The 13186-nt window shown below is 48.8% G+C and carries 12 protein-coding genes; 9 read left to right on the top strand and 3 right to left on the bottom strand.

Annotated features, from left to right (window positions below):
- The first annotated feature begins 215 nt into the window (after positions 1–215).
- Positions 216–1196: an aldo/keto reductase gene (locus H6F68_RS07160; RefSeq protein ID WP_190557682.1), complete on the top strand. Its 981-nt coding sequence runs from the start codon at positions 216–218 to the stop codon at positions 1194–1196.
- Between the two features lie 15 nt (positions 1197–1211).
- Here the strand turns inward: H6F68_RS07160 and H6F68_RS07155 are convergent, their stop codons facing one another.
- Positions 1212–2438: an alpha/beta hydrolase gene (locus tag H6F68_RS07155; protein WP_190557680.1), complete on the bottom strand. Its 1227-nt coding sequence runs from the start codon at positions 2436–2438 to the stop codon at positions 1212–1214.
- A gap of 209 nt (positions 2439–2647) precedes the next feature.
- Between H6F68_RS07155 and H6F68_RS07150 the strand changes: the two genes are divergently transcribed.
- The gene (locus H6F68_RS07150; RefSeq protein ID WP_190557678.1) at positions 2648–3022 is read left to right on the top strand and encodes a hypothetical protein; all 375 of its coding nucleotides are present in this window, start codon (positions 2648–2650) and stop codon (positions 3020–3022) included.
- 112 nt (positions 3023–3134) lie between these two features.
- Here the strand turns inward: H6F68_RS07150 and H6F68_RS07145 are convergent, their stop codons facing one another.
- Positions 3135–4454: an NAD(P)/FAD-dependent oxidoreductase gene (locus tag H6F68_RS07145; protein ID WP_190557676.1), complete on the bottom strand. Its 1320-nt coding sequence runs from the start codon at positions 4452–4454 to the stop codon at positions 3135–3137.
- Positions 4455–4569: 115 nt separating this feature from the next.
- Between H6F68_RS07145 and H6F68_RS07140 the strand changes: the two genes are divergently transcribed.
- The 7 genes from H6F68_RS07140 to H6F68_RS07110 all read left to right on the top strand — a co-directional run bounded on the left by H6F68_RS07140 (position 4570) and on the right by H6F68_RS07110 (position 10353).
- Positions 4570–5139, top strand: coding sequence for a hypothetical protein (locus H6F68_RS07140; RefSeq protein ID WP_190557674.1), 570 nt, complete (start codon positions 4570–4572; stop codon positions 5137–5139).
- A gap of 9 nt (positions 5140–5148) precedes the next feature.
- Positions 5149–5709 (top strand): hypothetical protein, encoded by a 561-nt coding sequence (locus H6F68_RS07135; RefSeq protein WP_190557672.1) that lies wholly within the window; start codon positions 5149–5151, stop codon positions 5707–5709.
- Between the two features lie 103 nt (positions 5710–5812).
- Complete coding sequence (locus H6F68_RS07130) at positions 5813–6583, top strand: SDR family NAD(P)-dependent oxidoreductase (RefSeq protein ID WP_190557670.1); 771 nt, start codon at positions 5813–5815, stop codon at positions 6581–6583.
- Positions 6584–6740: 157 nt separating this feature from the next.
- Positions 6741–7235, top strand: coding sequence for a DUF4383 domain-containing protein (locus H6F68_RS07125; RefSeq protein WP_190557668.1), 495 nt, complete (start codon positions 6741–6743; stop codon positions 7233–7235).
- Between the two features lie 369 nt (positions 7236–7604).
- Positions 7605–8159 carry a general stress protein gene (locus tag H6F68_RS07120; RefSeq protein ID WP_190557666.1) on the top strand — a complete coding sequence of 185 codons (555 nt, stop codon included), beginning with the start codon at positions 7605–7607 and terminating at the stop codon, positions 8157–8159.
- A 49-nt stretch (positions 8160–8208) separates the two neighbouring features.
- Positions 8209–8949, top strand: a complete 741-nt coding sequence (locus tag H6F68_RS07115) for a DUF2993 domain-containing protein (protein ID WP_190557664.1) — start codon at positions 8209–8211, stop codon at positions 8947–8949.
- Positions 8950–9021: 72 nt separating this feature from the next.
- Positions 9022–10353 carry a glycosyltransferase gene (locus H6F68_RS07110; protein WP_190557662.1) on the top strand — a complete coding sequence of 444 codons (1332 nt, stop codon included), beginning with the start codon at positions 9022–9024 and terminating at the stop codon, positions 10351–10353.
- Positions 10354–10503: 150 nt separating this feature from the next.
- On the opposite strand, the gene H6F68_RS07105 is transcribed toward H6F68_RS07110, so the two are convergent.
- Positions 10504–12894 carry a PhoX family phosphatase gene (locus H6F68_RS07105; RefSeq protein ID WP_190557660.1) on the bottom strand — a complete coding sequence of 797 codons (2391 nt, stop codon included), beginning with the start codon at positions 12892–12894 and terminating at the stop codon, positions 10504–10506.
- Between the last annotated feature and the right edge of the window lie 292 nt (positions 12895–13186).

Raw genomic sequence — 13186 nt, 5'->3', positions numbered from 1 at the left:
GCACTCGCCCCCAAACCCCCGTTGAGGGACGGTTGCGTCCCCCAGATCCCCTCCAAAAGTTTGCCTTTAGCCACCGTCTTTAAAGCCCTTTCCGCATCGGGGAGGGTTTGGGAGGGGTGATTTTGAGAAATTTAGAACATTTCAGTCTAAAGAAGGGTGCTGTTCTCTGCTCAGGTGTTGCAATGGTTGGCAGTTGTTGATATGGGAGATCACGAATGCAAACTCGACAACTGGGTAGTCAAGGTTTGACGGTTTCTGCGATCGGCTTGGGCTGTATGGGCATGTCTGAGTTCTATGGCGCGGGGGATGAGGCAGAGTCGATCGCGACGATTCACCGGGCTTTGGAATTGGGGGTGACGTTTTTAGATACAGCGGATATGTACGGGCCGTTTACCAACGAGGAGTTGGTGGGACGAGCGATCGCGGACCATCGAGATCAGGTAATTTTGGCAACCAAGTTTGGTAATGAACGCAGTCAGGATGGAAAATTTCTCGGTGTGAATGGCAAGCCAGAGTATGTGCGGCAGTGTTGTGATGCCTCTCTGCAAAGGCTCGGCGTTGATTATATCGATCTCTACTACCAGCATCGGGTAGACCCGACTGTGCCCATTGAAGAAACGATTGGGGCGATGGCGGAGTTGGTGCAGCAGGGAAAGGTGCGCTATTTAGGCATGTCAGAGGCGGCTCCTGTCACAATTCGGCGGGCGCAAGCGGTGCATCCCATCAGTGCTTTGCAGACGGAGTATTCGCTCTGGAGCCGTGACCCAGAAGACGAGATTCTACCAACAGTGCGAGAGTTAGGAATTGGTTTTGTGGCCTACAGCCCGCTCGGTCGCGGCTTTCTGTCAGGACAGATCAAGAGTCTAGATGACTTAGCCCCAGATGACTATCGACGGTATTCGCCCCGCCTCCAAGGAGAAAACTTTAATAAAAACCTGCAACTGGTGGAGCGAGTGCAGCAGATTGCGGCGGAGAAACAAGTAACTCCCTGTCAGTTGGCTTTGGCTTGGTTACTGGCTCAAGGTCAGGATATTGTGCCGATCCCTGGAACCAAGCGGCGGCAGTATTTGGAGGAAAATGTGGCTGCGGTAGATGTCACGTTAACACCAGAGGAGTTGGCCCGGATTGATGAGGTGGCCCCAAAAGGATTCGCAGTGGGCGATCGCTATCCGGATATGAGTACAGTCAATCGCTAGCTCGAATCGCTGAAGCTAGCGCAAGGCCCAAGCCAAAAACCGCTCGACATAATAGAGAGTTACCTGGCTCCCCAGCCCTTGAAAGACTTCATCAAAGCTGTGCTCGGCCCAAGGAAGCTCTAGCAGGGCAACGGGGCTCCCTACAGACCGCAATCGTTGATACATGCGCTGGGCAAATTTGACTTCCACCAGATGATCGCGCCGACCATGGACGAGTAATGTGGGAGGCAAAGGTCGAGTGACATAAGTTGCGGGGGAAGCCTGTCGATACAGGGCTGGTTTCTCAGTTGGGGTGCCGCCCAAGAAAGCTCTTAAAACTGCCCGGACATCGATCGGGTCAGGTTCAGGCGGATCGGTGTAACCTGCCGTCAAGTTGAAAGGGCCGTAGTAGCTGACCACCGCTCGAATCGGCAGAGCGTCGGGTTGATAGGCTGCTAGCATCGCCAAGTGCCCACCCGCAGAGCGACCCAGCAAGGCTATGCGATCACCATCTGCTTCATATTCAGTGGCATGTTCGCGCACAAAAGCTAAAGCGGTGCGGACATCCTCTAGTTGCGCTGGGAACTGATGCTGAGGTGCATGGCGGTAGTCGATCGCGAATACGGTGTAACCTCTGGCAGCCATGTAACGGCTGAAAACAGCATTTGCTAATGGGCTTCCTCCTCGCCAAGCCCCACCGTAAATTACCACTAAGGCTGGATAGCGACCTACCTGGGGCGGTCGGTAAACATCCATGCTGAGCTGTACGCCGTCCGGTTTGGCGAAAGGGATGTTGGGGGCATAGCGCACCGGACTAGCTGGAATTCCAGTAAAAACCTGCTGCAAAACAAAAGGTTGCGATCGCGGTCTCTCTAGATCTTCCTTGGTACTTTGGGCGGCCTGTTGATCTAATTGCTGGCTCACCTGCTCATAGCTCGCCCCAAAATTTACTTGCAGCTCATCATTGTTCCGTTGCGATGCAAGGGGTAGCTGCAATAGGGGTAGCATACTCAGCCCCAACCCCATCAAGCCCAGCAACACAGCTAAGCGTTGGAGCCAACTCCGGCGCATCCCTAGAGATGCCAGCAGGCAAGCGATCGCATTAAACCCGATCAACCAAGGGCTCAGCTCTGGCGTCGCTACTCCTAAAGGTAGCAGAGCTAGGGTTGGCGCAGGTACGACAATCCAAGCGCTCAGAAACAAGGTGACGCTACTGAGGAATAAGGCCAAACAAGCGTAAAAAGTTCGTAAAACGGACGGCATCCAAAATTACCTGTTTTGTCAGGGGCTCATCATACTTAGGGCAGAATATTTCGACTTTGCTTAAAACTTTCTCTATTTCACGCCAACCTCTATCTAGAGGAATAGGTTGCAATGAATTCGCTTTCGTTTATAAGGAAAGTACGTAAAAACCATATGACTGATAACAATACTTAAACACTACTTAAACACTAAATCTTGAGGGAAACTACATGCGTTCTACCATGCTTGCTTTTTTTGGCGCAGGGCTTGGAGTGCTGGTTGGGGCGGTTGCAGGTCAGGCTCAAACCGCTAACTCACCAGCGGTACTGCCCGGTAGTGTGACATTGTCCAGTCAATCTCTTCAAGGCGTACAAACTCGCAGCCTAAATGACTTTAAAGCGCCTAAGTCTCAAGTGAATCTGGAGTTGCGTGGCAATTCCAATTCTGTACGTCCCTCTGCGCCAGGTTTCAAAGTGCAAGATCGAACAGTGGTGATTGTAGAGCGATCGCGTCCCTCAGAAAAAAACTCAACGATGTTCTTGGATGACGTTGGTAGCGATCGTGAGCAACGGTTTAAGGTGCAGTATCAGTTGACGGAGCAGTAGTTGCAATTTTTCCTATTCTTCCTAGCAGTGTTTTTTGCTGAAGCTACAAGCGATCGCCTGATTGATAGAGATCGTGCGATCGCTTCTTCTAGTTGTTTTCAGCATCAGAAATCTATTGACTTTGCTGCGCTAAAAACTTCTGATTGGATCGTTTCACTTTAGCTATCCAGCGACGGTAGGACGACAAGATCTCCGCATAGGGAACCGTAGTGTCAGACAACAGCTCAAACAGGGAAGCTGGAAAATGCTGCGGCGATAGTTGATGCAGCACCTTGCCCAATTTCTGTCTCACTATGAGTTCCAGAAATAAGGATTTAGATAGCGGAAATGGACTATCAGACAGTTCTACCAAAGCATGAGCATCGGGTTGGCGTCGCGTACTAAACTCTGGTAACACTAAGTTTAAGTCGTCAGAATATTCATCTAATAGACGATCCAATACTTCTACATCCTCGAAAGCAGCATTGCCTCCCTGACCCAAGGAGGGGGAAACGGCGTGAGCGGCATCGCCAATCAGTAACACGCTGTTGCCATAGTGATAATGACTGCAACGGATGGTGAGCACTTGGGAAACAGGACGATTGAGCAATGCTTCCGCTTCGGCATCAGTAATGAGTGGGCTTAAATCAGGGAAATTCTGATGGAAAAACTCTAAAACTTGAGTAGTAGTGTTCAGCTTCACAAACGAATTGTTGTTGCGAGAAAAAGTAATGACGCCACTGGCGATCGCCTCACTGGTAGGAACCGCTAGAACTGTGGTGCCATCCTCCAATCGCCAACTATGGATATGTTCTGGTTTGAGATCTAGTCCTGCTGGCTCATTTCGTCGTAATGAAAAAAGAGTTTTGTAGTCGGTAGGCACATACTGGGCCTCAAGCGTAAATTCCTCTGTGGGCAAAAAGTGATTTCTGATTACAGAGTGCGCTCCATCAGCCCCAATCAGTAGGTCATAATCAGCCCTCAACTCCTCTGCCACGCTGTTTTCAGTAATGCTTTCAAAGGTAATGCTCTGCCGCTCAAAATCTGCGGCAATACATTTACAGTTGAAGTGGAGAGTGAGGCGATCGCTCTGGTCTGTTTCGGTGAGCTTTTCTAATAAAGTGATGACTAATTGGGTGCGATCGAGGGCAAAGAGTGGCTTCTGGCGAGATAACGTTCGCATTTTCCCTTTTCTACCATGCACCACTGTTCCCCAAATTGCGGTCCCTTGAGCTTTGACGCTATCTTCCAACCCTGGAACCTGCCTTAAAGCATGGAGGCCTCTGGCATTGAGGGTCAGGGGGTAGGTGCGAGCTTTTTCAAAGGAGACGCTGCGGGGGTCAGGACGGCGATCGTAAATTTCAATCTGATAAGCTTCCTGCCGTCGCAACAGATAATGAGCCAACAGAATCCCGCTCGGCCCAGCTCCAACAATTACAACCTTCTTTATCATTTATTTATCTCAGTCCTATCAATTTATTTGTTTAGATTGTACGAAGACCACCCGGTTGCGGAGCTTATAGCAATGTGCCACCTTAGAGCTGAGGTCGCGTGAGCTTAGGGAAAAAATGGCAAATTACAAGGAGTACAGAAGTGTTAGTGAGTTTCCGCTTCATACAGCTCAACTTAACCGTGAACAGATAGAAACAGCCTACCAAGACATCCGCAACTCTTATAAAAGTTTAGTTGCAAGCCGGGGGCAGCTAGTACGCCGTCAAACCGAGGCAAAAAATAGCCTTACAACAATCAACCAATCACTCAAACAACTGAGTGTTACTTTAGAAAAAGTTCAGAAGGAAAAACAACAACTTCAGCAAGCTTTAACTCATAGCTTGGATGTTCGTAAGCAACTAGAAAGCTGGGGTGATGAGCTAACTGAACAAGTCGATGATCTCACGCTACAAATGAGCGCAACGACTAAATTACTAGAAGACTTTGAATCCATATATGAAGAAGTAAAAGAAGATAATGGAGTTTTTTCCTTTTGGCAACGCTTGAATCGCTTGCTAACTGCGGCCCAACGACTTCTCAATACGGATATCAAAACTTTAACGGTTAAAAAGGCAAGTCCAGAACCTATGGAAGATTGGACCAAAGAAACGCCTGCTAATATTAATCGTGCATTAAGGGAGGATTAGAAATCCAAAATGGGTAAATTAACGAATTCCCTTAAGGCCACGACTAAGCAACTGAGTGAGATCAAGCGTGGCATTCATAAAATGCAAGAGCTAGGTCAAGAATTAGCAGACAATACCTTGACTGTGGCGGAAGCAGGACTTCGGACTGGTTACGCTTATGCTAAAGCGGAATTAGAGACAACTAGTGTACAGACAAACCAAGTATTATCAGAACCTCAACAGGCTTTGCCATCCACTTTTACTCCCCTAGATGCACATCAACTCGAAAATTCAACTCACTGGACAATAGAATTACTTAAATCTCACTTCGGCAGTTATCAAGCAGCAAATAAACATCTTAAAGACGTTCGTGGGATTTCAGTCAAACAGCGTGGTTGGCAGCATGTTGTAGCAGCCTTCAACAAGGGTGTAGACAATAGAGATAAGCTCCTAGAACAGCGGGTTGCTCAGCTAGAAGAAGTTGTATCTCTGCAAAGGCGAGAGATTGCTGTTTTAGAAACAAGGCTTGATGAAACGGTTGTCCAATTGAAAAAACTAACAGCCACAGTTAAGCAGTTTGTTAAACCTTAACAGGTGAAAACTACTAAGATTTATCCTCCAGATTGAGTATGAACAAGTGGTGTGGCGATCGCTCTGCTAATGGTAGGCTGCTAACGGTTGAGTTGCTGGTCTTATGTCTGTTTTTGCTGAGATACAAAATGCCAACGCCTTGATTGTGGGTGCAAATGGAGGCATTGGTTTAGGGTTTGTGCAGAAGTTGTTGCAGGACGATCGCGTTACCAAAATCTATGCCACTTGTCGTCAACCCGAATCTGCAAGTGAACTATTGGCGCTAGAACGCGAGCAGCCTGAGCGGTTAGTTTGTCTCCCGCTAGACATTACAGATGAAGTTCAAATTGCCGAATGCAGCGATCGCATTAGAGGCCAAGTAGACAAACTACATTTGGTGATCAACTGTGTTGGCATTTTGCATGAGGGAGATTTGCAGCCAGAAAAGAGCTTGCGCCAAATTAATCCCGATCATTTAATGCGCTACTTCCAGGTCAATAGTATTGGAGCGGTGCTCCTGGCTAAGCATCTATCGCCTTTGTTCGCTCATAGCGAGAGAAATGTCTTTGCCACGATCTCCGCCAAAATTGGCAGCATTGGGGATAACCAGTTGGGCGGCTGGTATGGCTATCGGGCTTCTAAAGCGGCGTTGAATATGTTGATGCGGACTGTCGCGATCGAATATAAGCGCAAAAGCCCCAACACGATTGTAGTAACGCTACATCCTGGCACCACTGATACTCGTCTTTCCAAACCATTTCAGCGGAATGTGTCGCCCGAAAAACTGTTTTCAGCAGAGCGAACTGTTGCTCAGTTGTTGGCTGTGATTGAAAATCTAGAGCCTAAAGACAGCGGCGAGTTTTTCTCCTGGGATGGTAGCCGCTTGCCTTGGTAAAAGCTTGGTAAAACCAGGCTTGGCGTATTCAGCATTACAACCAGGTTTTACGAGTGAACAATTCTCCAGATAGAATCTTGTCTCTGCCTGTAGTGGAAGTTAGGGCTAGCGATCGCCAGTACGCTGCATAGCAGTAGCTGCTAACAAAGGTTTCACTATGCAAACGAACGCCTCTAACTTGCTTCAGCGCCTTGACGGTGCCGAACGACTTTTTGCCATGATTCTTGGTGTAGTCTTTTTAGCCGTTGGCATTGCTGGATTTATCCCTGGCTTGATTGCTATGCCTGCGGTGGCGGGAGATGCACCGCTCTATGTTCCCGACTTGTCTTTCCCAGATGGGTATGGCAACGTCTTCGGTCTGTTTCCTACTAACTTCTTGCATAACGCGGTTCATATTGCGGTCGGTGTTTTAGGTTTAGCTGCTGCCACCAGTTTCTCTGGATCATTGGTGTTTAACCAAGGGTTTGCGATCGCTTATATCCTGATTGCCATCATGGGCTTACTGCCAGCGACTAATACCACTTTTGGCCTCATGCCTATCTTTGGTAACAACGTTTGGTTCAATGCCCTGACTGGATTGGCCGCTGCTTATTTTGGTTTCATTAAGCCCCTCAAAGTTCAAGAGCAGATCACTTCTGCACCTAAAGCATAGGTATTGGGATAAGCGTGAAATAAATACGAGATAGATAATAGGTGCGATCGCTATCTTGTAGAGTTTTCAGCATAAAGCTTTTGATTTTATTTCAGTTGACTTAATCAACTCTTCTTTTTAACTTTTCTCTCCTTCCGCTCTCCCCCGACAATAAGTTTGTGGGAGAGATTTTCTATGCTTCATCGAAAGAAGGAATTAGGACGATTTGAGGCAATAAATTCTCTGGAAAATTTGTCTTTGCAGCGTAGGCTACATCTCTGGATTGATGAGTTGCCTCAGCGGAATCATAACAATGTAGGGGCTATTAACAATTCTGCAAGCGTTGCGCTGTAGCCAACTTTGCAGATAAAGAAAGTGATGGAAGAAAGTATGACTGATAATCAACAAAAACGTGCCCTAGGAGCTTTTTCTACTCGTTCAGCGGTCGAAACTGCGCTCCATGAGTTGCAAGCTACTGGTTTTCCGATGAATCAAGTGTCTGTGATTGCTAAGAACGCAGACGAAAGCCAAGACGTGAGTGGCGCTCATATGCAAAGTCAGGTTGGCGATCAAGAAGTCGGAGCGGGAAACGCCACTGCTTCTAACTTGGCCTATGGGGGTGCTGCCGCTACAGTGTTATTGGGTCTGACCAGCCTCAGCATACCTGGAGTCGGTGCTGTATTGGCTGCAGGTACCTTAGCGGCTTCTCTAGTGGCTAGCGTCGCAGGTGCTGGGATTAATGCCGCTTCAGCAAATAGCGTCGTGCAAGCGATGGCTGCGTCAGGAATTGCTAAAGAGCAAGCTGAGATCTACAGCGATCGCTTGTTGCGAGGTGATTATGTGGTGCTAATCGAAGGGAGTGATGCCGAGATTCAGCAGGCAGCAGATGTTCTAAGTCAGAAGAGTATTCAAGATTGGGGCATCTACGCAGCAGCAAATGCTTGAGTTATGCTTTGGGTGTTCCTAAGCTAATCGCACACGAGGCTCAGTAATCGTGACATCAGATTCAGCTAAGTTTGGCGAACAAACCCTCAATAAGATGGCGACTATGGCGATCGCTAGCATGATTAAGGATGCCGAAGAAGTGGATGTCCAGATCAAAACAGATGTGAGCAAACTGGCTCAAGGGCAAGTTGATTCGATCGCCATTAAGATCCAGGGTTTATTGATGCAGTCTAGCTTACGTCTGGAGGAATTTTACCTCCAGATCAATCGAGTAGCAGTTAAGCCTTTCAGTGCAATGTTCGGCAAAATTAAGCTGATGCATCCGGCTGATGGCACGATTCGCGTAGTCGTTAACGAAGCTAGTCTCACCCAAGCTCTGAATTCTGCCTCGGTGCGAAAGAAGTTACCATCGCTGCCCCAGCTGACTAAAACTCAGGCGGGAGATCACTCAATTCAGCAAGTGAAATGTTATTTGCTGAGTGATGGCCATCTAGCCTTTAACGTGGGCTTGAATACACCAGATCCATCACTGCCGTCTATGTCTTTTACAGCGACACCCGAGATTGGCAACGATGGGCAAGGGATTGTGCTGCAAAATCTCTCACCTGTGGATCATCCAGGCTCTTTGGCTGAACTCACGACGGCTTTAGTGGCTCAAATTAGTGACCTCCTCAGTTTGCCTGAGTTTAAGCATCAAGGTATGTCTGTGCAAATTCAGCAACTGGAGGTGGTCACTGGCAAGTTAAGCTGGGAAGCGATCGCTTCCATCAATCAATTTCAGTCTGCATAAGATCTGCCTCCATCTATCCCTAGATTAAAGCTTTATCTTGTAACCTCCTTCTAATCCGCCTGCATCCCTGCTATGACTCACTTTGGTATTATTTGCCCGCCCTATCCGGGGCACCTGAATCCCCAAGCAGCCCTAGGTCGAGAGCTACAAAGCCGGGGGCATCGAGTGACATTGCTGCAAATCCCGGATGTTGCTCTCAAAGTTCGCTCCGAAGGGCTAGAGTTTTATCCGCTTGGAGAATCTACTTATCAACCTGGATCGTTAGCCAAAACGTTTCAGCAGTTGGGTCAGTTGAGTGAAATGGAGGCGCTTAACTACTCTGTGGATTTTTGCCAACAGGTGACGGAGATTATTTGTCGAGATGCGCCAGGGGCGATCGCTGAATTAGGTATTGAGGCTTTACTAATTGACCAGTTAGAGCCAGCCGGAGAAACAGTAGCAGAAGGCTTGCATCTTCCCTTTGTGACTGTTTCCTGTGGTCAAGCAATTCATCGACGAGCAGATGTACCTCCTTTTTTTACACCTTGGCGCTACCGAAAAGCTTTGTGGGCAAAGCTCCGTAATCAGGTCGCCTACTATATGCTAGACCGCAACTGCCAACCAATTCTCGATACCATCAACCACTACCGACAGCAGTGGAATTTGCCACCTTATCAGGGCTTATATTCCACCTCAACTCGCGTGGCTCATGTTAGCCAACAGCCTGCGGCCTTTGATTTTCCTTGCCCCAATTTACCCATAGACTTCCACTACACTGGCCCTTTTCGCAATCCGTCTCCCTGTGGCGTTGATTTTCCGTTTGAGCAGTTGACGGGACAGCCACTAATTTATGCCTCATTAGGAAGCATTCAGAACACTAAAGCTGCCCTGTTTCGGGCGATCGCGGCGGCTTGCGAAGACTTAGATGTGCAACTCTTAATTGCCCATGGCGGCGGCATCAGCGCAGCAGATATCCAGAGTTTCCCTGGTTCTCCTTTGGCGATGGAATATGTGCCACAGGTGGAAGTGTTAGCCAGAGCTAGCTTAACGATTACTCATGGTGGTTTGAACACAGTTCTTGATTCTCTCACTCATGGTGTGCCTTTAGTGGCGATTCCCATCACTTTCGAGCAACCCGGAACAGGAGCGAGAATCCGCGAAACAGGAGTTGGAGAAGTATTGCCGTTGAAGCGTTTGAGGGTAAAACGTCTAAGAAAAGCCATCCAACGGGTTCTCACCAAAGAGTCCTATGCCCAGAATGCTGCTAGAGTTCAACAGTCTATCCGTGACTCAGGAGGCGTGCACAGAGCGGTTGAGATTATCGAGCACGCTGTGAAGTCTCAGGTGCGAGATTTATCTGAAGTGGCATCTCGTGTACCTGTGAATGTTCTACCCAGCGCCCAAGCAACGTTGTCAGAAAAGTAGATTGCTGTGGTTATGGATAGAGGTTTCTGGAGGAGTCTAAAAGAAAATGCTGGTAAACGTTCAATCGCTTGCCAGCATTCTACCTACAGCTTCAAGGTTTCTTGGTACTCTACAGAAAACACAGAAAACAGAGACTAGCCATGATGTTGTTTAAACAAAGCGGCCATTTGACTGCTTCCGTCTGATGCCGATCACTGCGGGCTTGGGTGGGCCTTCGGGATTTCCCTGGATATTGCTGGGCCAGTTGCTACCCCGCAACAGCGATCGCCGTTGAGTGAACAGAGTACCATCCAAATTCAGCATCTCAATATCCCGGCTCAGAGGTACTTGAGGGCTGAACGGACAATCTTCACCGGGATGCTGTACCGAAAGAATTAAGGTATCTCCCACAAAAGTTGGTCCTGTCATTTCACAGCGGAAAGGACCGTAGGCGAAGGGCACCACTGTTCCAGCATCTGGGCCGCTCATGGGGATGAAGAAGAGCCAGTTGTTGCCAAACACACCAATCAAATTAGAAGTCTGGACATTTTTGTTGGAGTCGGTTTGGCTCGGTGCGGTTGCCCCCACCACGCTATGCTCAATCAGAAGTGGATTCGCGGCTGCCCCTACATCAAAACCATTGTGAGCGGCTGTAGACATGTCGGTGACACCCCAGACATTTCCTTGACTGTCAAAGGCCAGGTTATCCACATTGGCAAAGCCATCGCCGTTCTCGGTGCCTGCTTCCCCTCCCTTGGCTAAGCGCTCCCAGCGGAAAGAGGTGCCCGTACCATCAGCGCTATTCTCTATAATCTTGAACAGTTCGCCGGAAGGTTGGTCGTCTCTAACGTCAGGGCTGTATTTGGAGACGACAAAGATACGGGAATCCGGATAGCCATCCCCACCTGGAGCCCCGTCGGTATAAGCGATGAAGACTTCTTTGGTGCGGGGGTGAACTTCGATGTCTTCGGGGCGGGCTGTGGGAGTCGCTCCGATCAAGTTGGCGGCTAAGAAGGCATCCACCAAAACCGCTCCTTGACTGGTGTAGAAGTCTGATAACTTCTTGTTCCGGTAGTCAGGCAAGAATGTCGCTTCATTGGTTGTTTCAATGTTGAGCGAACCTCCACTGCTGGTTTGGCCTGCAATACCAACGCGCTTAGGCAGCGGTAAACGACCATTTCTGGTAGCAGTGCCCAAAGCCGCAATCTCAACCGAGGCGAGCACAGTGGGAGAAATGGGGTTGGTTGGGGCATTCAGCAGCAGCGGAATCCATTCTCCAGTGCCATTCGCGTTGTAGCGGGCCACATACAAAATGCCATCTTCAAACAGGCGACTGTTATTTTTGTCGTTAGGAGATGTGACTCGGCCACTGCTGACAAACTTATAAGTATGTCCACCTCGGCGATCGTCGCCCATGTAACCCACTAATTGCTTGCCCGCTTCCACTCGCATCGCAATGTTTTCGTGGCGGAAGCGACCCAGCGCCGTGTGCTTGCGGGGACGGAAATCAGGATTTGCTGGATCTACTTCTACCATCCAGCCATATTTCTCACCCACTAAGCCAAAGGCCTCGCCCGTGGTGCCTGGAGTGTAGCTGGCTTGAGTACCATTGGGTTGTACCGCTTCTGTGACCCCGACAAAGAAAGCTGCCGCTCCTTGGAAGTTTTCCTCAGCCGAAAGCACCGTGCCCCAAGGTGTAGTGCCACCGGAGCAGTTGAAGCCTGTACCAATAATCTTAGTTCCTAACCCATCTGTACTGAGGTTGAAGACCTGAGTGGCAGCAGGTCCCGTACCGAGTAGGTAGTTCTGATCGCCTTGCTGGTAGCTCTGAGTGCCCCAGGCTGTGATCCCTTTGTATGCGTCCGATCGCTGGCTGTTGATTCCTAACCCAGACAAACCATGCAGGCGGCGGTTGTTGGCATCTCCTTTGACGACACTAAAGCGATCGCTACGGCTTTGACGAGAAATCCGGACCACAGAGCCGCCGATGTTATACAGAAACTCACCGAATAGTTGCAGGTTTTTGGTGTTAGGCAAATCTTGGCCCACAACTAACGGATAAGAGCTAGGCGTTCCCTGAACATCTGTGGGGGCTTCTGGAGCCAACCCAGAGAAGGGGAAGGAAATATACTCGTGGTTAACCCAGAGATAGCCATCACTCAAACTTCGGTTGGTAGGGATGAAGGCGGTGTAGTCGTTGTTGTAGCCAAAATAGTCTTCTGGATTGGGGAAGACGCGATCGCCCCAACTCACAATGATGTAGCGCTCATACTCTGGCGGCACTACCACATCGTCTAACACGGTGTAGCTAGTAAGCCTGGTGTCAGTCGTTGGATTTAAAACCTGACCTTGATTGATTCCTGTCGGTAGGTAGCTGGGCTGCTCTTGGTAGATAGGCAAAGGATGCGGTAAGCGTAGCGGGGTTAGTTTCAGAGGTTGAGCTGCTTCAGCAGCACTAGTGTCAGTGCCAAATAGTTTATTGCCGAGGGTAGGAGCCAGCACGGCAGCACCAGCACTGCTCCCGAAGAAAATTAGCAGTTGTCTGCGGGTGAACTTGGACATGAAACTCTCTCTTTAAGGATCACTAGGAACTTTTGGGCTCAAAGCATTCTTCGCATCCAAGCTGAGCTGTAACAGACAAAAACCAAGGTTGAGTGGTTTATTGACTGGCCCTCATTGATTAACTCAATCCGTATTTTTTACGAATTGGGTGCTTGTAATTGATACATTTATTTGCCCCTCAAAAACCATATCTTGAAGAAATTAAGGTCAGTTAATCTTCGGGTTAATGAGGACTTGAATTTCTATTAATAACTTCTTAATATGCGATCGCCCTTCAGCATACACTTCCGGC

It is taken from the genome of Trichocoleus sp. FACHB-262, assembly GCF_014696035.1.
Classification (GTDB): domain Bacteria; phylum Cyanobacteriota; class Cyanobacteriia; order FACHB-46; family FACHB-46; genus Trichocoleus.
The sequence above is the reverse complement of the archived record's forward strand: the minus strand, read 5'-3'. Positions and strand labels throughout refer to the sequence as shown.